This is a genomic window from Bacillus sp. FH (assembly GCF_052216825.1).
Classification (GTDB): domain Bacteria; phylum Bacillota; class Bacilli; order Bacillales; family Bacillaceae_G; genus Bacillus_A; species Bacillus_A paranthracis.
Genome location: NZ_JBQOUU010000001.1, coordinates 2,162,856 through 2,188,177, shown reverse-complemented (window position 1 = coordinate 2,188,177; position 25,322 = coordinate 2,162,856). Strand labels below are relative to the sequence as shown.

Below are 25,322 nucleotides of genomic sequence, written 5' to 3'. Positions count from 1 at the left end.
TTAATATCTCAACTTCATCAACAAACTCTTAATTTCCTCATCTTCCATAAAGAGATCATGGTGTTTCTGGGTAATCTTTGCAAGTGCAACGTCATGATAGAAAAATTCTGTAAAGAACTTTACGAAAGGTTGTGACATTGTTTTCATTGCTTGCCATGACTCTTGCTCTACACCAGCAAATAAAATTTCGCGGTCGTCAACGATGAGCAGTAAGTATCGCTCTAGCGCGTTAGGCTCTTCCGCTGGGATTAGAAAATGCATATTTTCTAAGTCTGTTTCGACTTTTCCAACTATAAGTGATTCGGTTTTGACGCCTTGTTTTGCTTTTTCTTCTAATAACGGAAGATATTCTAAAAGAGTATCATTCCAAGCTGAAATGCGAATTGATTCTTTTGCACTTTCGATGAGCTCTTTACTTTGAACGCGAATAGAAGATTGCATTTTTAAGCTCCATACACGGTCATCTGTAAATGATTTTTTCGATATAGTTGTCTCCAATTCTTTAATATTGGATTGAAATTCTGTCGTTAATTTTTCAATTGCTAGCTTGAGTGGTAATGCTGTATACATCTTTTTCTTCTCCGAAACAGAATCCATTACCATTCCTTTATCGATTAGACGTGCAAGCACTTCATATATTTTTGCTTTTGGCACGCCAGAATGCTTCACAATCGTTGTAGCATCTAATGGTTCGTTGCTTGATACGACAACTTCGTAAGCTTGGCTTTCATATTGTGAGAAACCGAATTTTTGTAACATAGTTCCCTCCGAACGAATGAGATTATAGTTTAAGGATAATGAACTATTTGTTTTTGCACAAGTGGTAGTCAGTTTTCTAATTGTATTAAGGTGAGAATTAATTTCAATTTTTCAATTTTATCTATTATACTTAATATAATGATTAATAAGTTTTGAATTCAATGCGAAGGGGATGCTTGGGGGAAGATGTTAAGAAGTTTACGTTTAAAAATTGCGGTAGTATTTTCGGTACTTATTTCTATGATGTTCGTAATATTAGGTACAGCTATGTATGAATTACAGAAAGAGAAGGAAGTGCGCTCCTTAGACCAGTATTCTCAAAATACGATGGATCTTGTGACAGAGCAACTTACGACATTTGTTCAAAGAACGGATGAAGATATGGGGTATTATGCGAACAGTGAGATGATTCGTAATATGCTTCAAGACGGAGTTACTCCAGAAGAGGAAGCATTTTTGACGAAAGAGTTTTCGGAGTATAAAAAGAACCATCCAGGCATTTTAGACTTATATATTGGTACGAAAGATAAAAAAACATTAAGTGCCAATCTTGCTGAAGGTGGAAAAGTGCCAGAGGGATATGATCCAACGACAAGACCTTGGTATAAAGACTCAGAAGCTGATGTGAAAACGGTTCACTGGGGACAACCTATGTATGAAATTGCAACAGGTAAGTTAAGCGTGGGAGTTTCTAAAGCAATTACAGCTCAAGATGGATCTGTATTAGGTGTTGTGGCGATGGATGTATCGCTCGGAACAATTCAGAAATTACTTCATAATATTCAATACAATAACGGCGGAGAAATGTTTATTATAAATGATAAAAATATGGCTCTTGTTTACCCGGAAAAGATAGGGAAAGATGTTTCGAAAGAGCCACTTGTGCAGAGTTTAAATAAAGATGTAACAAAATATGCTGTCACTACATTAAAAGGTGAAGAGGTAGTTGCATATAGTCAGTCATTTGATTTGATGAAATGGAAGATAGGAATTTTTTATCCGAAAGAAACAATTGATGGGCTATTACATAGTACGAGAAATACAGTCATTATAATGGCATGTATTAGCTTATTCGTTGGAATCGTAGCTTCATACTTGTTTTCACGAAGATTAGCAAGACCACTGCAATTATTAACGAATCACGTTCAAAAAGTAGCAGAAGGTGATTTAACATTGCAAATGAAAGTGACAAGTAAGGATGAAGTTGGAGAACTGACGAACCATTTTAATCATATGGTTGAACAAATGAATGAAATGGTAAGCAAAATTAAAAATAGTGTATCAACCGTGCAACAATCAACGAATAATCTACATTATTTAACGAATGAAACTGTAGCAGCTAGTAAAGAAGTGTCAGGTGCAATGGATGACGTGAGCGGAGGAGCTTCTACGCTCGCTAATAGTGTAGATGAGGTTTCAGAGCAGCTCGAGAATATGGCGCAGTCAGTGGAACAAATGAATAACTCTGTTGGTGAAATAAAAGGAGTAGCTGGTAAAGCAGAAGAGGCATCTAAGCAAGGATTAAATACGATGCGAAATTTAGTTCGTACGAGAGAACAATCCTCTTCAATTGTCGTTCATACAGAGGAAGCATCTGGAAAGTTAGAGCAAAGAGTTGGATCGATTCAAAATGTTGTAGAGCTTATAAAAGGTATTTCGGATCAAACGAATTTACTTGCTTTAAATGCTTCAATCGAGGCGGCACGTGCGGGTGAACAAGGTAAAGGCTTTGCTGTTGTTGCGGAAGAGGTTCGAAAATTAGCGGAACAATCAAAAGAAGCAACAGTAGAAATTGCGACGATGATTGGTGATGTACAAGTAGAGGTAAGAAGAGTTGTAGAAGTTGTAAGTAAATTAAAAGACATTGCGGATATACAAAATAATGTTACGACAGAAGCAGAGGCGGAATTCCGTACAATTATGTCAGTTGTAAATACAATTAGTACTTCAGTAGAGCAAATCGTAGAAGAGGTACATAACATCGGTCACGAACAAGGAGAAATTACAGCGGTCATGCATACAATTGCTGGTACGAGTCAAGAAAGCGCAGCTGTTTCGGAAGAAGTAAATGCTGCAACTGAATCACAAGTGAATCATCTAGAAAAGGTAGCTCATACGATGGAAAGCTTGACGGAGCATATGAGAGACTTGGAAAGATTGGTTGAGCAATTTAAAATAGAGGAATAACAAATTAGTAAAATGATGCGTATTTCGGTAAAATAGATAATGGATATATAAGAAGCAATTATAGGAGGAAGACTACTATGGCAATTGTTGACGTATCGATTATTCCAGTAGGAACAGGTAATCCAAGTGTTAGTGAATATGTAGCAGAAGTACAAAAGGTGCTAGAGAAAAATGCAGATCGCGTGAAGTATCAATTAACACCAATGAATACAATTATTGAAGGAGATCTTCCTGTCATTCTAGAAGTAATTCAACAAATGCATGAAGTTCCATATACGAAAGGTGCACAGCGCGTTGCAACAACAATTCGTATCGATGATCGTCGTGATAAAGTAAGCACAATGGAGAAGAAATTAAACTCTGTTCGATCAAAATTATAAAGAAAAGCAGCGATCTTCGCTGCTTTTTTCATATAGGAGGTAGATAAGATGAGTGAAAAATTTAACGAACAATTTGACGGGTTATTAGAGAAATACACGGAACTATTACTTGGAGAGAGCAATGAAGAGAGAAAAGAACAGGTACAGAAGTGGGCACTGTATTCTTACATAGCGAAGACGATGCCGGCTTTAGTGAAGCACTGGAATGAGACTTATCCCGATGCGAAAGAAGAGATGGTGCAGTTAATTACTGATATTAAAAGGCTGAATGAAGAAAAGAGAAATGAACAATAAAAAAAACTTGGGATAAATATAATCTCAAGTTTTCTCTATTAATATCCTCATATAATTTACATGGAATATAAAGGATTTTATAAGCATGTCGAATATTTTCGGCATGCTTATTTTGTGCCTATTAAACTCTATTTTTCTAAATGTCGAAAAATATTTCAGGCATATTTATAAGCGAGAATATAGGTTTTTAAATGTTTTTATAGTATTTTATAAATTATCTAAATAATTATTTGTATCCAATAATTTTAAACAATGATATAATTTCGAAGAGGGGTAAAAAACAGATAAATCAAGTCATAGGGGTGAATTACATGGAACAATTAATGCGAAATTCGTTTCTTTTCTTATCTAAAAATAAAGCGCTAACAAAACTGGCTAAAAAGTACGGTTTACGCTTTGGTGCAGGTCGCTTTGTCGCAGGGGAGACAATTGAATTAGCGACAGCAGCTATTAAACAATTAAACAAGCAAGGACTTTGTGTAACAATCGATTATTTAGGGGAGTTCGTTGATAATGAAGCGGAAGCAAATGAAATGGCTAACCAATCGATTGAAGCAATCCGTGCTATTGGAAGAGAAGGTTTGGATTCGCAACTTTCTTTAAAGATGACTTCTATGGGATTAGATATCTCTGATGAAATTGTAATGAACAATATGCGCCGCATTTTAGAAGCTGCAAAAGAAAATGGTGTATTCGTTACAATTGATATGGAAGATTATACACGTTGCGGAAAGACAATCGATATCTTTAAACAATTAAAATCTGAGTACGATAATATCGGTACTGTTATTCAAGCTTACCTATATCGTACAGAAAAAGATATTGAGGATTTAAATGCTTATAATCCTAATTTACGTCTTGTAAAAGGGGCTTATAAAGAACCTGAAGAAGTGGCATTCCCAGACAAGAAAGATGTAGATGAAAATTATAAAAAGATTATTAAAATGCACTTATTAAATGGAAATTATACTGCAATTGCTTCACATGACGAAGCGATTATTGAATATACAAAAAAAATTGCCGAAGAACACAACATTCCAAGAGACCAATTTGAATTCCAGATGTTATATGGTATTCGTAATGAGCGTCAACTTGAGCTAGTAAAAGAAGGTTACAAAATGCGTGTTTACGTACCTTATGGAAACGACTGGTATGGTTACTTCATGCGTCGCCTAGCAGAGCGTCCAGCAAACGTTGCGTTCGTATTAAAAGGTATGGTTAAAAAATAACCAAGGAGAAAATACTCCTTGGTTATTTTAATTGCTGAAATGCGTAATGTGCCATTTTCTTTGTATCAGGATACAGTTGCTTGCGAGTAGAAGATAATACAACATTAATGACGCGTTTACCGTCTTTCTCATCCACTGTTACGACTGTATATTTTCCGAGTGCTGATAGACCGCTTTTACTTCCAATTGCATATGGATCGTCATATAGTTCTTCTCGTCCATAGTTTGCAATCTTTGGAGAGCGTTCTGAAGTATGTAGAGTTGTACGCGTTGAATTCATATATTCTAAAACAACTGGGTACTTTAATGCTTCTTTCGTAATTATAGCAATGTCATATGGTGATACTTTGTTTCCTAGTGCATCAGCACCACTTGCGTTTTTGAAAGTCGCATGCTTTGTACCAAGTTCCTTCGCTCTAGCATTCATCATTTTTACAAATTCATTTTTTGATCCTGCGATATGTTCTGCGATGGATTCAGCTATTGGATCTGCACTAATGATAAGCATCAGTTTTAATGCCTCATCACGTTTTAACTTTTCCCCAGCACGAAGTTTAATTTTCTTACTTTGACTTTCTGTTTTAATTGCGTTTTCTGTAACTGTAATTTCCTCATCCTCTTTTACATTCTCTAGTAAAAGAAGCGTTGTCATCATTTTGGCTATACTAGCCGGATAAGAGCGTTCGTCTTCTCGTTTGCCATACAAAATTTCACCTGTGTCTGCATCGATTGTAATCCCGTATTGCCCAGTGATGCTAGGTTGATCGGCTCTTACAGCTTGTTGTCTTTGTGCGTAAGAGAAGAAAATCATCCCTGTAAATAGTGTGGCAATCATTACAATCATAACTATTGTTCGTTTCATTATAATTCCCTCATTTGTTACAAATAAATTGGGCAGAAAAAGCAGCCATTACCCATTATGCCACGTTCTCTGCCCAAAAATATAGCGTTATTTTTCGCCCATATTATGCTTCTTATATTGTTGGTTATTACCTTGACGTCCTTTTTCCACGCCTCGATCAGTTGGTCCAGCGTTTCCTGTCACACTTGCTGCGCTAATTCCAGCCTTTGAAGGGTTCTTCTTAAGTTTTGCCATATATATTCCTCCAGTTTCGTCAGATTATAAAAAGGGAAAGTGTATTTTAGTGAAGAAAATACATATATAGCATGGGCAAATAAAAGAAAAATATTTATTTCAGAAAATTTTATCAATAAATATATTGCGAAAATTTAAACAGTATCATATATTTATTAGTAGAGGCTCACTCATTGATTGCGACTTATGTCGAAAAATTGAATGAGCATTCATTCAAGAATAGGGGGAGAATTGGATGTTCCAAATTAAAAAGGCTGCTGTTCTAGGTTCAGGCGTAATGGGTTCAGGAATTGCGGCACACTTAGCTAATATTGGTATTCCGACATTATTGCTTGATATTGTACCACCTGCGCTTACGAAAGAAGAAGAAGCGAAGGGACTTACATTAGAACATAAAAGTGTGAGAAATCGTTTTAGTAATACGGCACTACAAAAACTATTAAAGCAAAAACCAGCTCCTCTGACAGTGAAAGGAAATTTAGCACTGATTGAAGCAGGTAACTTAGAAGATGACCTTGAGCGTCTAGCTGATGTAGATTGGATTATTGAAGTAGTAGTTGAAAACTTAGATATTAAAAAGAAACTATTTGAAAAAGTAGATGCTGTTCGTAAACCGGGTTCTATCGTAAGCTCGAATACGTCAGGCATTTCAGTTGAAAAAATGGCAGAAGGTCGTTCAGACGACTTCCAGAAACACTTCTTAGGCACACACTTTTTTAACCCACCACGATATTTAAAACTTCTAGAGGTAATACCGACGAAAGAAACTGATCCACAAGTATTAAGCTTCATGAAACTATTTGGCGAAGACGTTCTTGGAAAAGGCGTTGTTATCGCGAAAGACACACCAAACTTTATTGGAAACCGCATCGGTACGTACGGTTTATTAGTAACTCTTCAAGAGATGGTAAAACGCGGCTATAGCATTGGGGAAGTTGATTCTGTAACAGGCCCACTTATTGGTCGTCCGAAGAGCGCAACGTTCCGTACATTAGATGTTGTCGGTTTAGATACATTTGTACACGTTGCAAATAACGTATATGAAAACGTACAAGAAGAAGAGCGCGATGTATTTAAAGTACCAGCTTTCATGCATGACATGCTTGATAAAAAATGGCTTGGAAGCAAAACAGGTCAAGGCTTCTTCTTAAAACAAGGAAAAGAAATTCTAGAATTAAATCCAGAAACAATGGAGTACGAAGCTCGCAAAAAATTAAAAGCTGCATCGATCGAGTTAAGTAAACAAGAAAAAGGTTTATCGAATAAATTGAAAGCGCTTGTATACGCGAAAGACCGCGCAGGAGAGTTGTTATGGAACATCATTACACCAACTCTTTTATACTCTGCAAAACTTCATAAAGAAATTGCTGACGATATCGTTGCAATTGACCAAGCGATGAAGTGGGGCTTCGGCTGGGAGCAAGGACCGTTTGAAGTTTGGGATGCAATCGGCGTTGAAAAGTCCGTTCAAAAGATGGAAGAAAACGGCGTAGTTGTTCCGGCTTGGGTGAAAGAAATGTTAGAGAAAGGTTTCACTACTTTCTACAAACATGATAACGGAGATAGCTACTATTACGATAATGGCGAATATAAGTTAATCGAGCGTAATAAAAAGGCCATTTCTCTTAAACAATTAAAAGCGAAAAATGGCGTATTAAAGAAAAATAGCGGAGCGAGCTTAATCGATTTAGGCGACGGCATCCTTTGCTTAGAATTCCATTCGAAGAGCAATGCAATCGGCATGGATATTACGCAAATGATTAACTACGCTGTTGATGAAGTAGAAAAGAATTATAAAGGTCTTGTTATCGGTAACCAATCGAAGAACTTCTGCGTTGGTGCGAACTTAGCAATGATCTTAATGGAAGCACAAGACGACAACTACTTTGAAATTGAGTTAGTTGTGAAAAACTTCCAAGATGCAATGATGAAAATTAAATACTCTTCTAAGCCAGTTGTAGCAGCGCCATATGGTATGACGCTTGGCGGAGGTACAGAAGTTTGCTTACCAGCAGCGAGCATTCAAGCTTCTAGTGAAACGTATATGGGCTTAGTAGAAGTTGGTGTTGGCTTAATCCCTGGCGGAGGCGGTAATAAAGAGCTATACATTAAGCACTTAAATAAAATGGCAAACGGCGTAGAATTTGATCTACAAAAAGTTGCAAATAAAGTGTTTGAAACAGTCGCAATGGCGAAAGTTTCAACTTCAGGACAAGAAGCGATTTCTCATAACTTCTTAGGTGATAAAGATGGTATTAGTGTGAATGGTGATCACTTACTATACGATGCGAAACAGAAAGCACTTGCTTTATATGAAGCTGGTTATAAAGCACCGATTCGTAAAAAGATACCGGTTGTTGGTGAAACAGGATATGCAACACTTGCACTTGGTGCAGAAGCAATGCACTTATCTGGTTACATTTCAGAGTACGATCTTCACATTGCGAAGAAACTTGCATATGTCATTGCGGGCGGAAAAGTGCCGTATGGAACAGAAGTTGATGAGCAGTATTTATTAGATGTAGAACGTGAAGCATTTATTAGCTTAGTAAGTGAGATGAAATCACAAGCAAGAATGCAGCACATGCTTGTAAAAGGAAAGCCATTACGTAACTAATAACGAGGGGAGATATCGTTCATGAGAGAAGCTGTCATTGTTGCGGGAGCAAGAACACCAATTGGAAAAGCAAAGAGGGGTTCATTAAAAACAGTTCGTCCTGACGATTTAGGGGCGTTAGTAGTAAAGGAAACGTTAAAGCGTGCGAATTATGAAGGGCCAATCGATGATTTAATTTTCGGTTGTGCGATGCCAGAAGCAGAGCAAGGTTTAAATATGGCTCGTAATATCGGCGGATTAGCAGGACTTTCTTACGATGTTCCAGCTATTACAATTAACCGTTACTGTTCTTCAGGTTTACAAAGTATCGCTTACGGAGCAGAGCGTATTATGCTTGGTCACTCGGAAGCTGTATTATCAGGTGGAGCGGAATCAATGAGTTTAGTTCCAATGATGGGGCACGTCGTTCGTCCGAATAGTCGCCTTGTAGAAGCGGCTCCAGAATATTATATGGGTATGGGACATACAGCAGAGCAAGTTGCTGTGAAATATGGAATTTCTCGTGAAGAGCAAGATGCATTTGCAGTAAGAAGTCATCAACGTGCTGCGAAAGCATTAGCTGCAGGGAACTTTGCTGATGAAACAGTATCTGTAGATGTAACGTTACGTACTGTTGGATCAAATAACAAACTGCAAGAAGAAACAATTACTTTTGCGCAAGACGAAGGTGTAAGAGCAGAGACGACGCTAGATATTTTAGGTAAATTACGTCCAGCATTTAACATTCGCGGTTCTGTAACAGCTGGTAATTCTTCACAAATGAGTGACGGTGCAGCATCTGTACTATTAATGGATCGCGAAAAGGCAGTGAGCGATGGCATGAAGCCACTTGCGAAATTCCGTTCATTTGCAGTAGCGGGTGTACCACCAGAAGTAATGGGAATCGGCCCAATCGCAGCAATTCCGAAAGCATTAAAATTAGCTGGCTTAGAGCTATCTGATATCGGCCTATTTGAACTAAATGAAGCATTCGCTTCACAATCGATCCAAGTTATTCGTGAACTTGGTTTAGATGAAGAAAAAGTAAACGTAAACGGCGGTGCAATCGCACTTGGACATCCACTTGGCTGTACAGGAGCAAAACTAACACTATCTCTTATTCACGAAATGAAACGCCGCAACGAACAATTCGGTATCGTAACAATGTGTATCGGCGGCGGAATGGGAGCAGCGGGAGTGTTTGAATTACTATAAAAAGTGGAAGCGGCTCGCTCAGAACGAGACGTCACCAATGCAAAGAATGGAAGCAACAAAGGTTTATAAAAAATAAACGGGAGAGCCAGCTTCTTTCAAAATGAGAGAAGCGGCTTATGAAAATATGAAGGAGGAAATTTTCATGGAAAAAACAGTAGGAAATGCGGTTAAAGGCGGTAGCTTTTTAGTAGATGAGATTACGATTGATCAAGTGTTTACGCCAGAAGATTTTTCATCTGAGCATAAAATGATTGCAAAAACGACAGAGGACTTTATCGTAAATGAAGTTCTTCCAGAGCTTGAATATTTAGAGCAACATGAGTTTGATCGTTCTGTTCGTCTTTTAAAAGAAGCTGGGGAACTTGGTTTATTAGGCGCTGACGTACCAGAAGAGTACGGCGGAATTGGTCTTGATAAAGTAAGCTCAGCGTTAATCGCAGAGAAATTCTCTCGCGCTGGTGGCTTTGCAATTACTCACGGTGCTCACGTAGGTATCGGATCTTTACCAATCGTGTTATTCGGTAACGAAGAGCAAAAGAAAAAGTATTTACCATTACTTGCAACTGGTGAAAAATTAGCTGCATACGCATTAACAGAGCCAGGTTCAGGATCTGACGCATTAGGTGCAAAAACAACGGCACGTTTAAATGCAGAAGGTACACATTACGTATTAAATGGTGAAAAACAGTGGATTACAAACTCTGCATTCGCTGACGTATTTATCGTATACGCAAAAATTGATGGAGAGCACTTCTCAGCATTTATCGTAGAGAAAGACTACGCTGGTGTATCTACAAGCCCAGAAGAAAAGAAAATGGGTATTAAATGTTCGTCAACTCGTACGTTAATTTTAGAAGATGCGTTAGTACCGAAAGAAAACTTACTTGGTGAAATCGGTAAAGGTCATATTATCGCATTCAACATTTTAAATATTGGTCGTTATAAATTAGGTGTTGGTACAGTTGGGTCTGCGAAACGTGCAGTAGAAATTTCAGCACAATATGCAAACCAACGTCAACAGTTCAAGCAACCAATCGCTCGTTTCCCATTAATTCAAGAGAAACTTGCGAATATGGCAGCAAAAACATATGCAGCTGAAAGCTCTGTATATCGTACAGTAGGCTTATTCGAAAGCCGAATGAGCACATTATCTGAAGAAGAAGTAAAAGACGGTAAAGCAGTAGCAGCTTCTATCGCTGAATATGCAATCGAGTGCTCTTTAAACAAAGTATTCGGTTCTGAAGTACTAGACTATACAGTAGATGAAGGTGTTCAAATTCACGGTGGTTACGGATTTATGGCAGAGTACGAGATTGAAAGAATGTATCGCGATTCTCGTATTAACCGTATTTTCGAAGGAACGAATGAAATTAACCGCCTAATCGTACCAGGTACGTTCTTACGTAAAGCGATGAAAGGTGAATTACCACTTCTTCAAAAAGCACAAAAATTACAAGAAGAGTTAATGATGATGATGCCAGAAGAAGTAGGCGATGAGCCATTAGCACTTCAAAAATATTTAGTAAATAACGCGAAGAAAATCGGCTTAATGGTAGCTGGATTAGCTGCTCAAAAATACGGTAAAGCATTAGATAAAGAGCAAGAAATTCTTGTGAATATCGCTGACATCGTAAGCAACTTATACGCAATGGAGTCAGCTGTTCTTCGTACAGAAAAAGCAATTAAAACAACTGGTCTTGAAAAGAATAAACAAAAAGTGTTATACACTGAAGTATTCTGCCAAGAAGCGTTCAACGAAATCGAAGCACATGCGAAAGAAACACTTATCGCAGTTGAAAACGGCGACATGTTACGCATGATGTTATCATCATTACGTAAATTAACTCGCCACACACCACTTAACGTAATTCCGAAGAAACGTGAAATCGCTGCGAAAATTTTAGAAGATGAGCGTTATACAGTTTAATATCTTTAAATAACAGTAGTCGTTTATACGACTACTGTTATTTTTTCTGAAAAAAATAAATTTTTAGTGACATAAAACTAATACCATTAGTATAATAAAACTAATGGTATTAGTTTTCGTGAAGAGGGAGATGGGAATATGAGAATGATGCATGAAAAAACGGTATATCAATTGTCATTTTTGCCAAGAGTGTTTCCTGTGAATTGTTACTTTGTGGAGGAAGAAGATGGTTTAACTTTAATTGATGCTGCTTTACCATATAGCGCAAAAGGGATCTTGCAGGCGGCTGAGAAAATAGGGAAACCAATTACGAATATTGTATTAACACATGCGCATGATGATCACATCGGTGCATTAGACGCATTAAAGGAAGTAATTCCTCATGTTCCAGTCTATATTTCTAAGCGGGACGCAAAGCTGTTAGAAGGAGATACGACGTTACAAAAGGATGAACCAAATACGCCAATAAAAGGCGGTGTACCTAAAAAGATAAAAACGGTACCTGATATTTTATTAGAAGATGGTGACCGAGTTGGATCGCTGCTTGCTATTATGACACCGGGACATACACCGGGCTCCATGTCATTTCTTGATATAAGAAATAAAGCTCTTATTGTTGGAGATGCATTTCAAACAAGAGGAGGTACGGCTGTTTCGGGACAAATGAAATTTTGGTTTCCGTTTCCTGCGATGGCAACGTGGAGTAAAGAAATATCATTACAAAGTGCAGAGAAGTTAAGAGAATATGAGCCTTCCTTACTTGCGGCAGGACATGGGAAAATGATAAAGGATCCAGGTGCTATTATAGAGCTTGCTATTAAGGAAGCGAAGCGGAATATAGAAAGTAGAAAAGAGGGTTAATTTATGTCACCGAGAATCGGACTTACATTACAGAAAATTGTAGAAACAGCAGCAGAAATTGCAGATACAAATGGAATACAAGAAGTAACGTTAGCTTCATTAGCGCAAACATTAGGGGTACGTTCACCCTCGCTATACAATCATGTGAAAGGTTTACAAGATGTACGGAAACATCTTGGTATTTACGGAATCAAACAGCTGTATAACAAACTGGAAGAAGCGGCCGAGGGTAAACGGATGGATGAAGCAATTCATGCTTTAGGAGAAGCGTATGTAGCATTCGTACGTAAACATCCTGGACTGTATGAAGCAACTTTTTTACGAGATGAAGAAGTAAGAAAAGCAGGTGACGGAATTGTAAAGCTTTGTCTTCAAGTTTTACAACAGTACGGCTTAGAAGGAGAGAATGCACTTCATGCGACACGTGGATTCAGAAGTATTTGTCATGGATTTGCGTCGATTGAACAGCAGGGCGGATTTGGTCTGCCATTAGATTTAGATACAAGTTTACATGTATTGTTGGAAACGTTTATTAAAGGATTACATGTAATACGAAAATGAATAAGAAGAAAGAAAACATCTGATTATGCTTTTGTACAGTAAGTTGCGGTTTGTTGGAGGCACATGACAAAAGGATGTGATGTGAAATGTTTGCAGGGCATTTTGGTTTAGCAGTATTAGTGAAAACAAAGTCACCGAAACTACCACTTTTGGTTCTCATGTTAAGCTCACAATTGTTGGATGTCATTTTTTTGCCACTTTATATTTTAGGAGTAGAGACAATTGAACCTATTAACAGGAATAGTTATGGTGAAGCAATCATTCATGCGGATTACACACACTCTTTAATAGGAGCACTGTTTATTGCTTTTGTTGCAGGAATAGTCGGTACGAGGCTGTGGGGAAAGCGAAATGGCTTTGTTATTGGAGCTGTAGTTTTTAGTCATTGGATTTTAGATTTACTTGTGCACCGTGCTGATTTGCCGTTACTTCCAGGGAATTTTGGAGACTTACCTATGCTTGGGTTTGGTTTTTGGCGATTTCCGGCTATTAGTATCATATCGGAATGTATTCTTATTGCGATAGGTGGTATATTATATTTCCGTTTTATCGTTTCAAGTGCGGGCGAACAAAAGAAATTTATAGCAAGAATAATCGGCGGGTTGGTAGTTATATTATTAATTTTTTCGTTGCTCATCAGTATAGTGTCTTGAATATGGATAGCCGGAAACCTTAGAAGCGATTCTAAGGTTTTTTAGTGCGTATGAGTCCAAAAGATTAGATGAGAAAGAGCCTCTAGTGGTTTAGAGGCTCTTTCTTGTTACATGATATTATTTTGCAGGTTTGAAAAATGTGTATATGGCCAAGAAAAAGCAAACGAAACTGAATACGATAGGATCTTGATATGGACTAGGCTCAGAGCCCTTCTGGATTTCTGTAAGGAAGTCATGTGTTTTCATGTTTGTTGCTCCTTTAACTAATAGGTTTTATATGATGCGAGGGTTACTGTGGATAGAAAGTGTTTTTTTGAAATTTCATATAATAATTATTGCATAGCGATTCTATTCCTAAAACTATAAAATATAAAGTTTTCATAATATGTAAAATTGCATATTATTCTTTTTGTAAAATTTGTTATATTATCTTTATATTTCAATTTAAGGATTTTAATAAGATAAATGAGAATAACTGGAGGGATACTGTGAGTAAAACAGTGTTAGAAGCGTATAGTGTGGAAAGGAAAATCGAGAATATAACATATAAAAATCTATTTGTAATGATAGCAATGATTATAGGGATTTCACTCCTAGGAGGATTATTCCTTAGTTTAGCCTTTGGGATTTATGGAGAAGCAGTATTAAGTACTAATTTAGAAGGTTATTATTTACTCTTATTCGATGCAATTGTTGTTGCTATCGTTTTATTAGCTTATAAACCGGTTCTTCATTTTATTAAATACATTTGGGATGTATCCGTTTTGAAGAGTGGGAAGACATATTTATATCTATTAATTGGTTTTATTATCATTGCAGTATCACAATATTTAATGTTACATGTGTTTAGTTTTGAAAGCGCAGCAGAACAAAAGGAACAATTAGGGAGTTTAGGGCTTCAAAATAGCATACAAAGTATTATATATGTGTTAAGTGTTGCTATCATTACACCGGTTAAAGAAGAAATTCTATTTCGAGGTATTTTATATCGATTTTTAGAAAAGAAATATAATTTTTTAGTTAGTATCATTATTTCTTCCTTCATTTTTGGAATTCTTCATGGAGGTCTTCTAATTACGGCAACGATTATGGGAATGGTATTTGCAATGTTATACAAAAAGACGCAATCTATTATACCTAGTATTATTTTACACATTGTATGGAACTTACTTGTGAGTATAAGTATGATTGTATCTCTATAAAAATAAATACATAACCAGTATAAAAGATGAATGGCTTAGCTATTCATCTTTTATTTTGTATGCACGTGAAAAAGTTAATTCATGTATACAATCAAAAAATAGCTAAATACTAACAGTGAAAGAATAAAGAAAGGTAGGAGTATCCTATGCAAAACTTAACAGAGCTTGAAGTAGAAAACTTACGTCATTTAATTGGTGGACACGCAACAATTATTAACAAGTTGGAGCAGTATGCACAGACGTGTACGGATCCACAACTGAAACAAATGCTACAAAAAGATGCGCAAGATGCACGAAATACGAAGCAACAATTAATGACTTTCCTAGGATAGGAGGAAGCGGAACATGAATGAAAAAGATATGGTAAATGATTATTTAGCAGGATTAAATGCAAGTTTAACAAGTTATGCAAATTATATTGCTCAGTCTGATAATGAACAGTTACACCAAACGTTAATCCAAATTCGTAATCAAGATGAAATGCGCCAACGTAATATGTATGAGTATGCAAAGCAAAAGAGTTATTACAAGCCAGCGGCACCTGCAAATCCGATGATTGTACAGCAATTAAAAAGCCAATTAAGTGCGGAATAACAGGAAAAAGAAAACGAGCGAATCTATTTGCTCGTTTTCTTTTTGTATATGTCAATAAATACATAATAAATATTTTTCCAGTTGTAACAAATATGACGAAAATGGAATATAACAATTCACAAAAAGGACAAAAACTTTGCTCAACATTTCACAAAGTATCCATGGTTTCTATCGTGGGAACCTCTATAATTAGGAGTGTAAGGAACAAAAGAAATAGATTATATGATCAATTAGGAGAGATGGCTATGAAAAGACATACAAGAAAAATTGCAATTATCGGTACTGGATTAGTTGGATCAAGTTGTGCATATTCGATTGTCAATCAAGGCATTTGCGAAGAGCTATTATTAATTGATATAAATCATGAACGTGCAGTTGGGGAAGCGATGGATTTATCGCACTGCATTAACTTTACAAATACAAGAACAAAAGTATATGCAGGAAGCTATGAAGACTGCAAAGATATGGATATCGTTATTATTACAGCAGGACCAGCGCCAAAACCAGGGCAAAGTCGCTTAGATACTTTAGGAGCAAGCGCAAAGATTATGGAAAGTGTTGTTGGCGGCGTAATGGAAAGTGGATTTGATGGTATTTTCTTACTTGCATCGAACCCAGTTGATATTATTACATATCAAGTTTGGAAATTATCTGGATTACCTAGAAATCGTGTAATCGGTACTGGTACATCACTAGATTCTTCTCGCTTACGAACAATTTTATCTGAAATGTTACATGTAGATCCTCGTAGTATTCATGGGTATTCATTAGGAGAACATGGTGATTCTCAAATGGTTGCTTGGTCACACGTAACTGTTGGTGGAAAACCAATTCTGCAAATATTAGAAGAACAAAAAGAACGATTTGGTGAAATAGATTTAGATGAAATCGTTGAGAAGACTGCAAAAGCCGGATGGGAAATTTATAAACGAAAAGGTACTACTTATTACGGAATCGGAAATTCTCTAGCATATATTGCAAACTCAATCTTTAACGATGATCACCGTGTCATTGCTGTATCAGCTATTTTAGATGGTGAGTATGGTGAATATGATATTTGTACAGGAGTGCCAGCTATTATTACTAGAGATGGTATAAGAGAAATTGTAGAACTAAATTTAACAGAGGATGAAGAATCTCGATTCGCAAAATCAAACGACATTTTACGTGATTATATGAAAACAATTGGCTACTAACTTATAGGAGAAGGTGAAACAAATGAAGGAATATATAATGTCTCGTGTATTTAAAGCATCAGCTGGAATCGCACAAGGTATTTTCGTATCCCTTGGAATTGGTTTACTAATCGAAAATATAGGAAGAATTGTTGATATTCCGTTGCTTATTACAATCGGAGTTGTTGCAAAATCACTTATGGCACCAGCCATTGGTGCCGGAATTGCTTTTATGCTCGGTGCAAACGGTCTTGTAATCTTCTCAGCTATGGTAGCTGGAGCGATTGGTGCCGGATCCATTTCCATTACTGAAGCAGGTCTAATTATTAAAACAGGTGAACCAATCGGTGCATTATTAACAGCGACTTTAGCTGTATATATTGGTAAACGTTTAAGTGGAAAAACTGCGTTAGATATGATGCTCGTTCCATTTGCGGCAATATTAGGTTCTGGTTTAGTAGGTATTTGGTTATCTCATAATATTACTCCTGTTTTAAATGCAGTTGGAGCATTCATTAAAGATAGTTCAGCTGGTAGCCCGTTTATCGCTTCTATCGTCATTGCAGTCGTTTGGGGACTATTACTTATCTCTCCAGCTTCATCAGCTGCGTTAGCGATCGCACTTAGCTTAGACGGTGTTGCAGGTGGTGCTGCTCTTGCAGGCTGCGTTGCTCAGTTTATCGGATTCTCTGTCATCTCAGCGAAAGAAAATAATTTAGGTGGCATATTAGCTCAAGCACTTTGTACTCCGAAAGTACAGTTGCCAAATATCACTAAAAATCCAATGATTCTCGTCCCAACTGTCGTCGCCAGTGCGATAGTTGGTCCAGTATCCGCATTAATTTTCCAACTGGAAGCAGGAAAAGAAATTGCAGGTCTTGGATTAAGTTCTCTTATCGCACCAATTAATTTAATTTCCAGCGAAGGATGGGAAGTTGTCCCAGCGATGGTAATCACTTATATCGTCATTCCAGTAGCTGTTTCTTATATACTTTACATTGCTCTTAAAAAAGCAGGTCGTATTCACTCTGGTGATATGACTGTACCGCAATCTTAACTTGAAAATCTCCTTTTATATAGAGAAAAGCAGACTGAGAAGCCACAGTCTGCTTTTTACATTTTATGATTTTGTTTTACTGGAACACGTACGGTTTCTTTTGCTAATAAAAGCTGAACGCCGAAGTAGAGTATGCTTGCAAGCGTCATTCCAGAAATGGCGTCTACAAATGCGTGTTGTTTCGTAAATAGCGTTGATAAAATAATAAGCGTACCGAAGAAGGTAAGAATGTAATATTCAAAAGCATGTTGTTCTCTACGTCTAAAGGCAGCTAACATAATGATAAAGGTAGTAAGAACGTGAATGCTAGGGAAACAGTTCACCGGTTGATCGATACTATAAATATAGCGGACTAGTTCGGAAAATACGTCTGTTCCAACGACGGTTGGACGTGGTACAGTTGTTTGCCAAAAATAATAAATAGAAAAACAAGCAAGTTTTCCAAGAATGATACTACTTAAAGTGACATAATATTGTTTTCGATCTGCAAAGCAGTAATAAATAAGTGCGCCGTATAAGTAAGGAAACCAAATTAAATAAGGAATAATAAATGCTTTCACAAATGGAATCCAATCATCTACTACAGTTGTGACATCTACTGCGTGTACAGTCGATTTATTTAATACATCGTAAAGGGGACTTACGAGTACGAGTAGAAGTATATAACTTAACGGAAGAAAAGATGAAAGTTTAAATTTCTTCATGATAATCTCCTATGTTTAGTAATGTAAGTAAATTCAATTGATTATAATATAGAAACGCAATTTGGGCTATCGATTTTACTTACATTTTCTTGAATGAACCTTACGTTTTTGTCACTTGACTGAAAAGAAGGGGAGGGTGCTGAATGAAGCGTTTATCGTATTTCTTAGTTTTTATATTCATATGCCTAGCGAGTGCTGGGTGTGCAAAGGATAAAGAAGGAGAGAAATTAGAATATAACGGAAGAGCACTCGTAATTGGAGTTGTTGGAGAAAAACCGAAAGATACGTTTAGGAATGTAAAGTTTGAGGAAATAAAGTTAGAGGAACTGGAAAAGAAATCTAAGAAAGTAGATGGTTTTCTAATAATGAAAGATCACTTTCAAGAAGCCTCAACAAAGCAATACAAAAATGTATTTTCATCACTAAAGAAACCAGTATTTTTTATCGGTTTACAAGATAAATCATATTCGATTTTTATTACAAAAGGGATAGAGTATAACAGTGCCCGAAAAGATGTAAATGCGATGTATACGCAAGGGTTTGCAAATATCGGCAGTGGTGAAGGACAACAATGGGCAGTTGGTTTATCTAATGGCGGAAATACAGAAGAAAGTATTCATAATATGTATATCGTCGTATTTGAAACAATTGCAGATTATTTGAATAGATGAGGAAGAAGCCTGTAAACAAGGTTTCTCCTTTATTTTGCATTCAGGAATTGGTTATATAATGGTCCAAATGATTCCATTTTTATGAGGTTACTAGTAGGGCTTTTTTATTAACAGTAAGTCCTCAATATACACGAAATATGCAAATATGCATATTGTATTTATTTGGAATTTTTGTATGTTAAAATTAAATATAGAGATTTTTATATGTAATGAACTAAAATTAGAAATATCCAATGAATTTTGAGAGGTGTTACATGTTTAAAAATAAGAAATTAATTCGATTCGGTCTAACATTACTTGTATGTTTATTTGTAATTGATTTTACAATCAGTTATTTTCAAACATATCTTGAATCAGCGGCAGGTATTAAATGGGCAGTATCAGAAACTTGGAGAACTATTTTGTTAGATGCCCCTGAAAGTATATTGGTTATTTTAGGCGCAATTGCTTTATATGATTTCACAAAAGAAACATCGCCAAAAGACGCATCTATTTAAATGCGTCTTTTTTATTTCATGCAATTAGCAATTTTGTGGATGGTAGTCTTGCTATCAATGATAGAGCATTATGCCATACAATGAAGATAATATTAGAAATTTATGGGGATGATTACGTTGAGGGAATTTTTAATTAGTTATGCTGCAAGCCTGCTTACTTTTACTATTATATGGTTCTTAATACCGTATATTTCGGATCCTAGTTATTCTAACGAGAATGGTTTACCTAACATAGTTGGATTTATTGTAATTCTCATCATATTTGGTAGTGTATTAGATCTTGTAGCTTGCCTAATTGGAGAAGTGTTATACAGGAACATAAAACAATGTAGGAAGTTTCGAGTTGGAATTCCTGTATTTATTGGACTATCTCTTATCTATATATTTATACTCTCTCTTTTTACTATTACTAGTGCATATGCTTCTAGTTTAGTTGCACCTACTATTATGGGTTCCTTAGCTTTTTATGTAGTACGTAGAAAAATATAATTAACCTCAGCTAACGATAATGATGTAAATAAGCTAGTGGCGATTCCGCAAAGAGTTTAAATAAACTACGAAAAAGTAGAAAAGTATACATTTCTGCTTTAATAAAGGATACGTTTACCTTTAGATTGATGATAAAAAAGAAGTGCTCCTGTTTCTAAGCAAGGGCACTTCTTTTTATATTTCAGTCAGTAATTTGAATTTCATATTCTCAGGAGCAGTTACTTTTGCTTTATTGATGATAGGCTTAATAACTTTTTTATGGGCTCACTACTACGGTCAAAATCGTTAGTTCCTTTCATCTGTACGCCTTTGTCATGTAAAGTGTTTCCGGGTTTTGTGACTATAGGCTGAACTGGTTAAATAAACGTTTGTTTAAGATGTATGTTCGGCAGGAAGAAAACGATGCAGCTCAAGGGTTAATAAAGAAAAAAGGGAATTAATCAAACGTTTGTTTAAGATGTATGTTCGGTAGGAAGAAAGCGATACAGCTCAAGGGTTAACAAAGAAAAAAGGGGAGTTAATCAAACGTTTGTTTAAGATATATGTTCGGAGAGTGATAAGAGAAGAATCTAAAAAAATTTATATATTTATTTTTTCTTAACAAATGGCGGAAAAATAAGAAAAATTCGCAGGATTATTAAAAATTATCACGAAATAAGTAAAAGTTTAGCGAATAATCGTTTGAAATAATAAAACGTTTTCTATATGATAAAGGTAAAGGTTAGTAAAAAAGTAGGTGAATTTATGACAGTAACATTTTATTCATATCCAAAGTGTGGCACATGTCAAAAAGCAAAGAAATGGTTTGAGGCAAACGATGTAGCATATGAGATGATTCATATTGTTGAAAATCCACCATCAAAAGAAGATTTACGTAATTTACATGAAAAAAGTGAATTACCATTAAAAAAATTCTTTAATACAAGTGGAATGCGTTACCGTGAACTTGGTCTGAAAGATAAGTTAAAAGATGCAAGTGAAGACGAAATGTACGAGCTTTTAGCATCTGATGGCATGTTGATTAAACGTCCAATTGTAACAGATGGAACGAAGGTAACACTTGGTTTTAACGAAGAGCAGTTTGAAAGTGTGTGGAAAAAGTACCAATAAGGTATTTTTACATAATTAATACATTCACTGGAGGTACAGTCATGAGCATTCCAAATAATTTACGTTACTCTGAAGAACACGAATGGGTAAAAACTGAAGGTAATGAAGTTGTTATCGGTATTACTCACTTTGCACAAAGTGAGCTAGGCGATATCGTATTCGTTGAACTTCCAGAAGTAGGTGCAACAATCGAAGCTGACGAGCCATTCGGAAGCGTAGAATCTGTTAAAACAGTTTCTGAATTATACGCACCTGTAAGCGGTAAAGTTGTAGCAGTAAACGAAGAATTAAGTGACCAACCAGAACTTGTTAACGAATCTCCATACGAGGGTGCATGGATGGTTAAAGTTGAACTTTCTGATGCAAGCCAAGTTGAGAAGTTATTAACTGCTGAAAAATATGCAGAAATGACAAACCAAGACTAATTATAGTCGACTGAAGGACAGCCTTTGTGCTGTCCTTTTTTATTTTGTGTTACATAATGTATTTAAAAACGAGCGCAAATGAATAAGCTATTATGGGAATGAATGTTTTTCGATAAGGTTTCATGGGGCTTTGTAATCTGAACGAGCCGCTTGCGCTTTTTATTATGATCCAGCTCCAGCAGCTAGATTGTTCGGTGGCTTCGCTTCTTCCTGCAAGGCAAAAAGCGCCTTTACGTCAGAAGCTCCATCCCCCTCACAATCTGAACGAGCCGCTTGCGCTTTTCTTTTGCAAAAATAAACAGGAAACAACATGAAAATAACGAATATACTATATACTAAGTTAAAGGTTGTATAGTATATGGTGATCGGGTGATGACATATGATTTATGTAGAAAAAGTCATTATTGTAGAAGGTACATCAGATAGAAGAAAGATTGAATCTATTATTCGGGAACCGGTGGAAATTGTTTGTACAAATGGTACAATTGGTTTGTCGAAAATGGATGAGCTCGTTGATCAGTTTTTTGATAAGGAAGTGTATGTGCTAGTGGATGCTGATGATGCTGGAGAAAAGTTAAGGAAACAGTTTCGAAAAGAATTTCCGCAAGCAGAGCATATTTATATTGATCGCTCGTACCGGGAAGTGGCAACAGCGCCATCTTCACACTTAGCAAATGTATTATGGGGAGCTGACATTGACGTTTATACAGAATATTTACGGTAAGGAATGATAGAAGTGATTGATTGGACAGGAGCCGAAGCTACAGCCCTAATAGAGAACGAAGAAAAAACAGTGTTATATGTATATACTCCAATGTGTGGAACATGCCAATTAGCAAAAAAGATGTTAACAGTCGTTGAGATGACAATTGAAGATTTGAAAATTGGGATGTTAGATTTAAATTATGCTCCGCATTTCGCGAAAGAGTATGGAATTGAAAGTGTACCGTGTTTACTTGTTTTTGAAAATGGGACACTCATGAAGAAGATATATGCATTTCATTCGGTTGAATATTTATATACGGAATTAAAGTAGGCGGCAAAGTTTTTGCCGCCTCGACATATTTCTTGGGAAATATGTCGAGATGCAGGGTGGTTACAGTATTTGTCGAGCGAAAGTAACAGGATTGCTCTTGAGTGAGAGGGAATGGTATGTGTAATAGAAAGTGATATGAAGGATGTGATTTAGAGTGAAATTATATTCTTTGCTGCAATCATTTGTAAATTACGCTAATGGTCAATATCATTTAGAACCGCTTTTAAGACAAGGAGAAAAAACTGTTAATTTCCGCTTTGGAGATGAAAGTTGTTCGTTACAAATTTCAAGAGATTATATAGAGCTGTTGAAAGAAGAAAGAGGAACAGAGCAAATCGTTTGTGTAGATGAAGAAGATGTAAAACAATTGGTGAATGGCAATGTACGATTGCAAACGTTAATGGACGATGGACGTATACAATATTCGGGAACGTATCGAACGATGTTATTAATTGAATCGATGTTTCATATATGTAAACCAATGTCAGTAGGTGCTTAAAATTCTGAAGTTTCGTTTTTTACGAAAATTTCTGTTGACATGGTGTGTGGATATTGATACAATTCAATTCATAAAATATAGACAATTTCATAAATTACAAATCAGACGAAAATGTAATCTGATTTCTCTTATCAAGAGAGGTGGAGGGACTGTGCCCTGTGAAGCCCGGCAACCGTCAACTTATGTTGAAATGGTGCCAATTCCTGCAAAGCAAATGCTTTGAGAGATGAGAGAGAGGGATAATGTTGTTATATACGCATATAAACCTTTCTGCTTCTCTAAAGCGGAAAGGTTTTTTTGTTGTTTGAATGTGGAGGACATTCAAATAATAAAAGTAATGAGAACGGTGGACTACACGCATCAAAAATAAAAAATTGCGGAGTCGACCTAAACAAAAAAGGGGTGATACACCATGATTCTATTAGAGAATGTAAAGAAAATATATAAAGCAAAAAGCGGTGATGTCACTGCTGTAGATAATGCCAATTTAAAAATAGAGAAAGGTGAAATATTTGGTGTTATCGGATATAGTGGCGCTGGAAAAAGTTCTTTAATTAGATTGTTCAATCAGTTGGAGAAACCAACTTCTGGCCAAATTACAATTGCAAATCGTGTCATTTCAGCAATTACAGGAAGCGAACTTCGTAAGGCAAGGCAAGAAATCGGAATGATTTTTCAGCACTTCAACTTACTTTGGTCACGAACTGTACGTGAAAATATCGAGTTCCCACTTGAAATTGCAGGTGTTGATAAGGCGAAGAGAAGAAAACGCGTTGATGAGCTAATTCATCTTGTTGGATTAGAAGGAAGAGGAGACGCGTATCCATCTCAGCTGAGCGGAGGGCAAAAGCAACGCGTTGGGATTGCAAGAGCATTAGCTAACAACCCACAAGTACTTTTATGTGATGAAGCGACGTCAGCTCTTGATCCAGAAACGACAGATCAAATTTTAGATTTACTATTAGATATTAATAAGCGTCTCGGCTTAACAATTGTACTTATAACACATGAGATGCACGTAATTCGAAAGATTTGTAATCGTGTTGCGGTAATGGAGAAAGGGAAGATTGTAGAAACAGGTCCAGTACTTGATGTATTCCGTAATCCACAGCAAGACATTACGAAACGATTTGTACAGCAGTTAACGGATTCTGAAGATACAAATGAAACGATTGAAAGTTTAATTGAAAAATATCCAGATGGAAAAGTAATTCGTTTGCAGTTTATCGGTGAAGCGGTAGAAAGACCAGTACTTCAAAGGTTAATGCAGCGCAGTGATATAGAAGTTAGCATTTTGCAAGGAAATATTGCACAAACGAATAACGGCTCTTACGGTAGTTTAGTTGTTCATTTAAATGGTGAGGAAACAGCGATTCAGCAAGCAATAGAGGGAATACATCAAGATCAAGTAGAGCTGGAGGTGATTGCACATGGATAAATTACTCACAAATGTTGATTGGAATCAAATGTTAGAAGCAACGGGTGAAACGTTATATATGACGGCAATCGCAGCTCTTGCCACATTTGTTTTAGGACTCATTTTAGGATTGTTACTCTTTATGACAGCGAAAGATAATTTATGGGAAAACAAAGCGGTTAACACGGCGATTGGAGCGTTCGTAAACATTTTCCGCTCGATACCGTTCATTATTTTAATCATTTTATTAATCCCATTCACAAAGATTCTGCTTGGAACAATTCTTGGAGCGAGTGCAGCACTTCCAGCTTTAATTATTGGAGCGGCACCGTTTTACGCGAGAATGGTTGAAATCGCCCTTCGTGAAATTGATAAAGGTGTAATTGAAGCTTCAAAAGCGATGGGAGCAAAAACAAGCACAATTATTTTGAAGGTGTTAATTCCAGAATCGTTACCAGCATTAGTATCTGGTATTACGGTTACGACAATTGCTTTAGTAGGCTATACAGCAATGGCGGGAGTTGTTGGTGCTGGTGGCCTTGGAACACTTGCTTATTTAGAAGGATTCCAACGAGGAAATAACGACGTAACAATCGTTGCGACAATTTGTGTATTACTAGTTGTATTTTTCATTCAATGGATTGGTGATCGTGTAACGACTCGAATAGATAAACGATAATAAAAAACG

The 25,322-nt window shown here is 36.4% G+C and carries 30 protein-coding genes and 1 riboswitch; of the genes, 25 read left to right on the top strand and 5 right to left on the bottom strand.

Annotated features, from left to right (window positions below; translation table 11 throughout):
• Positions 1–759: a TrmB family transcriptional regulator gene (locus tag ACTT1L_RS11700; RefSeq protein ID WP_000939491.1), complete on the bottom strand. Its 759-nt coding sequence runs from the start codon at positions 757–759 to the stop codon at positions 1–3.
• Between the two features lie 186 nt (positions 760–945).
• On the opposite strand from ACTT1L_RS11700, the gene ACTT1L_RS11695 reads away from it, so the two are divergent.
• The 4 genes from ACTT1L_RS11695 (at position 946) to ACTT1L_RS11680 (ending at position 4,849) form a co-directional block, all read left to right on the top strand.
• Positions 946–2,946 (top strand): methyl-accepting chemotaxis protein, encoded by a 2,001-nt coding sequence (locus tag ACTT1L_RS11695; RefSeq protein WP_000946338.1) that lies wholly within the window; start codon positions 946–948, stop codon positions 2,944–2,946.
• Positions 2,947–3,023: 77 nt separating this feature from the next.
• Positions 3,024–3,326: an MTH1187 family thiamine-binding protein gene (locus tag ACTT1L_RS11690; protein ID WP_001018860.1), complete on the top strand. Its 303-nt coding sequence runs from the start codon at positions 3,024–3,026 to the stop codon at positions 3,324–3,326.
• A gap of 48 nt (positions 3,327–3,374) precedes the next feature.
• Positions 3,375–3,620, top strand: coding sequence for a YusU family protein (locus ACTT1L_RS11685; RefSeq protein WP_001290594.1), 246 nt, complete (start codon positions 3,375–3,377; stop codon positions 3,618–3,620).
• A 311-nt stretch (positions 3,621–3,931) separates the two neighbouring features.
• Positions 3,932–4,849 (top strand): proline dehydrogenase family protein, encoded by a 918-nt coding sequence (locus tag ACTT1L_RS11680; protein WP_442821918.1) that lies wholly within the window; start codon positions 3,932–3,934, stop codon positions 4,847–4,849.
• A gap of 22 nt (positions 4,850–4,871) precedes the next feature.
• Here the strand turns inward: ACTT1L_RS11680 and ACTT1L_RS11675 are convergent, their stop codons facing one another.
• The gene (locus ACTT1L_RS11675) at positions 4,872–5,711 is read right to left on the bottom strand and encodes a D-alanyl-D-alanine carboxypeptidase family protein (RefSeq protein ID WP_000831472.1); all 840 of its coding nucleotides are present in this window, start codon (positions 5,709–5,711) and stop codon (positions 4,872–4,874) included.
• 87 nt (positions 5,712–5,798) lie between these two features.
• Positions 5,799–5,945 (bottom strand): YuzL family protein, encoded by a 147-nt coding sequence (locus tag ACTT1L_RS11670; RefSeq protein ID WP_001096347.1) that lies wholly within the window; start codon positions 5,943–5,945, stop codon positions 5,799–5,801.
• Between the two features lie 235 nt (positions 5,946–6,180).
• Between ACTT1L_RS11670 and ACTT1L_RS11665 the strand changes: the two genes are divergently transcribed.
• The 11 genes from ACTT1L_RS11665 (at position 6,181) to ACTT1L_RS11615 (ending at position 17,786) form a co-directional block, all read left to right on the top strand.
• Positions 6,181–8,562 carry a 3-hydroxyacyl-CoA dehydrogenase/enoyl-CoA hydratase family protein gene (locus ACTT1L_RS11665; protein ID WP_000486341.1) on the top strand — a complete coding sequence of 794 codons (2,382 nt, stop codon included), beginning with the start codon at positions 6,181–6,183 and terminating at the stop codon, positions 8,560–8,562.
• Positions 8,563–8,583: 21 nt separating this feature from the next.
• Positions 8,584–9,756 (top strand): acetyl-CoA C-acetyltransferase, encoded by a 1,173-nt coding sequence (locus ACTT1L_RS11660; protein WP_442821917.1) that lies wholly within the window; start codon positions 8,584–8,586, stop codon positions 9,754–9,756.
• A 142-nt stretch (positions 9,757–9,898) separates the two neighbouring features.
• The gene (locus ACTT1L_RS11655; protein ID WP_000416279.1) at positions 9,899–11,683 is read left to right on the top strand and encodes an acyl-CoA dehydrogenase family protein; all 1,785 of its coding nucleotides are present in this window, start codon (positions 9,899–9,901) and stop codon (positions 11,681–11,683) included.
• A gap of 138 nt (positions 11,684–11,821) precedes the next feature.
• Positions 11,822–12,544: an MBL fold metallo-hydrolase gene (locus ACTT1L_RS11650; RefSeq protein ID WP_098671676.1), complete on the top strand. Its 723-nt coding sequence runs from the start codon at positions 11,822–11,824 to the stop codon at positions 12,542–12,544.
• A gap of 3 nt (positions 12,545–12,547) precedes the next feature.
• Positions 12,548–13,105, top strand: coding sequence for a TetR/AcrR family transcriptional regulator (locus ACTT1L_RS11645; protein ID WP_074533267.1), 558 nt, complete (start codon positions 12,548–12,550; stop codon positions 13,103–13,105).
• 86 nt (positions 13,106–13,191) lie between these two features.
• A complete protein-coding gene (locus ACTT1L_RS11640; RefSeq protein WP_442821916.1) occupies positions 13,192–13,758 on the top strand; it encodes a permease in 567 nt (188 codons plus the stop codon).
• Positions 13,759–14,246: 488 nt separating this feature from the next.
• Positions 14,247–14,960 carry a CPBP family intramembrane glutamic endopeptidase gene (locus ACTT1L_RS11635; protein WP_098671675.1) on the top strand — a complete coding sequence of 238 codons (714 nt, stop codon included), beginning with the start codon at positions 14,247–14,249 and terminating at the stop codon, positions 14,958–14,960.
• 146 nt (positions 14,961–15,106) lie between these two features.
• Positions 15,107–15,292, top strand: a complete 186-nt coding sequence (locus ACTT1L_RS11630; protein ID WP_001180555.1) for a hypothetical protein — start codon at positions 15,107–15,109, stop codon at positions 15,290–15,292.
• A 13-nt stretch (positions 15,293–15,305) separates the two neighbouring features.
• On the top strand, positions 15,306–15,554 hold the full coding sequence (locus ACTT1L_RS11625; protein WP_001002987.1) for a spore coat protein: 249 nt from the start codon (positions 15,306–15,308) through the stop codon (positions 15,552–15,554).
• A 245-nt stretch (positions 15,555–15,799) separates the two neighbouring features.
• Complete coding sequence (locus ACTT1L_RS11620; RefSeq protein WP_000820657.1) at positions 15,800–16,750, top strand: L-lactate dehydrogenase; 951 nt, start codon at positions 15,800–15,802, stop codon at positions 16,748–16,750.
• Positions 16,751–16,772: 22 nt separating this feature from the next.
• Positions 16,773–17,786, top strand: a complete 1,014-nt coding sequence (locus ACTT1L_RS11615) for a PTS transporter subunit IIC (protein WP_000666170.1) — start codon at positions 16,773–16,775, stop codon at positions 17,784–17,786.
• A 56-nt stretch (positions 17,787–17,842) separates the two neighbouring features.
• Here the strand turns inward: ACTT1L_RS11615 and ACTT1L_RS11610 are convergent, their stop codons facing one another.
• Entirely contained in the window at positions 17,843–18,490 is a 648-nt protein-coding gene (locus ACTT1L_RS11610) for a phosphatase PAP2 family protein (protein ID WP_000713754.1), read from the bottom strand.
• Positions 18,491–18,633: 143 nt separating this feature from the next.
• Here ACTT1L_RS11610 and ACTT1L_RS11605 point away from each other — a divergent pair, with 143 nt between their 5' ends.
• The 5 genes from ACTT1L_RS11605 to gcvH all read left to right on the top strand — a co-directional run bounded on the left by ACTT1L_RS11605 (position 18,634) and on the right by gcvH (position 21,682).
• Positions 18,634–19,161, top strand: coding sequence for a hypothetical protein (locus ACTT1L_RS11605; RefSeq protein ID WP_270727555.1), 528 nt, complete (start codon positions 18,634–18,636; stop codon positions 19,159–19,161).
• A 254-nt stretch (positions 19,162–19,415) separates the two neighbouring features.
• The gene (locus ACTT1L_RS11600) at positions 19,416–19,658 is read left to right on the top strand and encodes a DUF3937 family protein (protein ID WP_000475829.1); all 243 of its coding nucleotides are present in this window, start codon (positions 19,416–19,418) and stop codon (positions 19,656–19,658) included.
• A 117-nt stretch (positions 19,659–19,775) separates the two neighbouring features.
• The gene (locus ACTT1L_RS11595) at positions 19,776–20,147 is read left to right on the top strand and encodes a hypothetical protein (protein ID WP_080501294.1); all 372 of its coding nucleotides are present in this window, start codon (positions 19,776–19,778) and stop codon (positions 20,145–20,147) included.
• A gap of 744 nt (positions 20,148–20,891) precedes the next feature.
• The gene (locus ACTT1L_RS11590) at positions 20,892–21,257 is read left to right on the top strand and encodes an arsenate reductase family protein (protein ID WP_000218967.1); all 366 of its coding nucleotides are present in this window, start codon (positions 20,892–20,894) and stop codon (positions 21,255–21,257) included.
• 41 nt (positions 21,258–21,298) lie between these two features.
• The gene (gene gcvH / locus ACTT1L_RS11585) at positions 21,299–21,682 is read left to right on the top strand and encodes a glycine cleavage system protein GcvH (RefSeq protein WP_000026900.1); all 384 of its coding nucleotides are present in this window, start codon (positions 21,299–21,301) and stop codon (positions 21,680–21,682) included.
• 162 nt (positions 21,683–21,844) lie between these two features.
• On the opposite strand, the gene ACTT1L_RS11580 is transcribed toward gcvH, so the two are convergent.
• Positions 21,845–21,994 (bottom strand): hypothetical protein, encoded by a 150-nt coding sequence (locus ACTT1L_RS11580; protein WP_001974357.1) that lies wholly within the window; start codon positions 21,992–21,994, stop codon positions 21,845–21,847.
• A 67-nt stretch (positions 21,995–22,061) separates the two neighbouring features.
• Here ACTT1L_RS11580 and ACTT1L_RS11575 point away from each other — a divergent pair, with 67 nt between their 5' ends.
• The 5 genes from ACTT1L_RS11575 (at position 22,062) to ACTT1L_RS11555 (ending at position 25,313) form a co-directional block, all read left to right on the top strand.
• Positions 22,062–22,406 (top strand): toprim domain-containing protein, encoded by a 345-nt coding sequence (locus ACTT1L_RS11575; RefSeq protein ID WP_000640869.1) that lies wholly within the window; start codon positions 22,062–22,064, stop codon positions 22,404–22,406.
• Between the two features lie 3 nt (positions 22,407–22,409).
• Complete coding sequence (locus tag ACTT1L_RS11570; RefSeq protein WP_001998544.1) at positions 22,410–22,718, top strand: thioredoxin family protein; 309 nt, start codon at positions 22,410–22,412, stop codon at positions 22,716–22,718.
• Between the two features lie 154 nt (positions 22,719–22,872).
• Positions 22,873–23,217, top strand: a complete 345-nt coding sequence (locus ACTT1L_RS11565) for a hypothetical protein (protein ID WP_074533262.1) — start codon at positions 22,873–22,875, stop codon at positions 23,215–23,217.
• A gap of 125 nt (positions 23,218–23,342) precedes the next feature.
• Positions 23,343–23,450, top strand: a riboswitch (SAM riboswitch).
• A 179-nt stretch (positions 23,451–23,629) separates the two neighbouring features.
• Complete coding sequence (locus ACTT1L_RS11560; RefSeq protein WP_000601776.1) at positions 23,630–24,655, top strand: methionine ABC transporter ATP-binding protein; 1,026 nt, start codon at positions 23,630–23,632, stop codon at positions 24,653–24,655.
• Positions 24,648–25,313 carry a methionine ABC transporter permease gene (locus ACTT1L_RS11555; protein ID WP_000359556.1) on the top strand — a complete coding sequence of 222 codons (666 nt, stop codon included), beginning with the start codon at positions 24,648–24,650 and terminating at the stop codon, positions 25,311–25,313. The genes ACTT1L_RS11560 and ACTT1L_RS11555 overlap by 8 nt, the downstream gene beginning before the upstream one ends.
• Positions 25,314–25,322: the final 9 nt, after the last annotated feature.

What these genes read in the sequence shown, in the direction of transcription:
- ACTT1L_RS11700 (WP_000939491.1), bottom strand. Translation starts at nt 759, where the DNA reads ATGTTACAAAAATTCGGTTTCTCACAATATGAAAGCCAAGCTTACGAA.
- ACTT1L_RS11695 (WP_000946338.1), top strand. Translation starts at nt 946, where the DNA reads ATGTTAAGAAGTTTACGTTTAAAAATTGCGGTAGTATTTTCGGTACTT.
- ACTT1L_RS11690 (WP_001018860.1), top strand. Translation starts at nt 3,024, where the DNA reads ATGGCAATTGTTGACGTATCGATTATTCCAGTAGGAACAGGTAATCCA.
- ACTT1L_RS11685 (WP_001290594.1), top strand. Translation starts at nt 3,375, where the DNA reads ATGAGTGAAAAATTTAACGAACAATTTGACGGGTTATTAGAGAAATAC.
- ACTT1L_RS11680 (WP_442821918.1), top strand. Translation starts at nt 3,932, where the DNA reads ATGGAACAATTAATGCGAAATTCGTTTCTTTTCTTATCTAAAAATAAA.
- ACTT1L_RS11675 (WP_000831472.1), bottom strand. Translation starts at nt 5,711, where the DNA reads ATGAAACGAACAATAGTTATGATTGTAATGATTGCCACACTATTTACA.
- ACTT1L_RS11670 (WP_001096347.1), bottom strand. Translation starts at nt 5,945, where the DNA reads ATGGCAAAACTTAAGAAGAACCCTTCAAAGGCTGGAATTAGCGCAGCA.
- ACTT1L_RS11665 (WP_000486341.1), top strand. Translation starts at nt 6,181, where the DNA reads ATGTTCCAAATTAAAAAGGCTGCTGTTCTAGGTTCAGGCGTAATGGGT.
- ACTT1L_RS11660 (WP_442821917.1), top strand. Translation starts at nt 8,584, where the DNA reads ATGAGAGAAGCTGTCATTGTTGCGGGAGCAAGAACACCAATTGGAAAA.
- ACTT1L_RS11655 (WP_000416279.1), top strand. Translation starts at nt 9,899, where the DNA reads ATGGAAAAAACAGTAGGAAATGCGGTTAAAGGCGGTAGCTTTTTAGTA.
- ACTT1L_RS11650 (WP_098671676.1), top strand. Translation starts at nt 11,822, where the DNA reads ATGAGAATGATGCATGAAAAAACGGTATATCAATTGTCATTTTTGCCA.
- ACTT1L_RS11645 (WP_074533267.1), top strand. Translation starts at nt 12,548, where the DNA reads ATGTCACCGAGAATCGGACTTACATTACAGAAAATTGTAGAAACAGCA.
- ACTT1L_RS11640 (WP_442821916.1), top strand. Translation starts at nt 13,192, where the DNA reads ATGTTTGCAGGGCATTTTGGTTTAGCAGTATTAGTGAAAACAAAGTCA.
- ACTT1L_RS11630 (WP_001180555.1), top strand. Translation starts at nt 15,107, where the DNA reads ATGCAAAACTTAACAGAGCTTGAAGTAGAAAACTTACGTCATTTAATT.
- ACTT1L_RS11625 (WP_001002987.1), top strand. Translation starts at nt 15,306, where the DNA reads ATGAATGAAAAAGATATGGTAAATGATTATTTAGCAGGATTAAATGCA.
- ACTT1L_RS11620 (WP_000820657.1), top strand. Translation starts at nt 15,800, where the DNA reads ATGAAAAGACATACAAGAAAAATTGCAATTATCGGTACTGGATTAGTT.
- ACTT1L_RS11615 (WP_000666170.1), top strand. Translation starts at nt 16,773, where the DNA reads ATGAAGGAATATATAATGTCTCGTGTATTTAAAGCATCAGCTGGAATC.
- ACTT1L_RS11610 (WP_000713754.1), bottom strand. Translation starts at nt 18,490, where the DNA reads ATGAAGAAATTTAAACTTTCATCTTTTCTTCCGTTAAGTTATATACTT.
- ACTT1L_RS11605 (WP_270727555.1), top strand. Translation starts at nt 18,634, where the DNA reads ATGAAGCGTTTATCGTATTTCTTAGTTTTTATATTCATATGCCTAGCG.
- ACTT1L_RS11600 (WP_000475829.1), top strand. Translation starts at nt 19,416, where the DNA reads ATGTTTAAAAATAAGAAATTAATTCGATTCGGTCTAACATTACTTGTA.
- ACTT1L_RS11590 (WP_000218967.1), top strand. Translation starts at nt 20,892, where the DNA reads ATGACAGTAACATTTTATTCATATCCAAAGTGTGGCACATGTCAAAAA.
- gcvH (WP_000026900.1), top strand. Translation starts at nt 21,299, where the DNA reads ATGAGCATTCCAAATAATTTACGTTACTCTGAAGAACACGAATGGGTA.
- ACTT1L_RS11580 (WP_001974357.1), bottom strand. Translation starts at nt 21,994, where the DNA reads ATGTTGTTTCCTGTTTATTTTTGCAAAAGAAAAGCGCAAGCGGCTCGT.
- ACTT1L_RS11575 (WP_000640869.1), top strand. Translation starts at nt 22,062, where the DNA reads ATGATTTATGTAGAAAAAGTCATTATTGTAGAAGGTACATCAGATAGA.
- ACTT1L_RS11570 (WP_001998544.1), top strand. Translation starts at nt 22,410, where the DNA reads ATGATAGAAGTGATTGATTGGACAGGAGCCGAAGCTACAGCCCTAATA.
- ACTT1L_RS11560 (WP_000601776.1), top strand. Translation starts at nt 23,630, where the DNA reads ATGATTCTATTAGAGAATGTAAAGAAAATATATAAAGCAAAAAGCGGT.
- ACTT1L_RS11555 (WP_000359556.1), top strand. Translation starts at nt 24,648, where the DNA reads ATGGATAAATTACTCACAAATGTTGATTGGAATCAAATGTTAGAAGCA.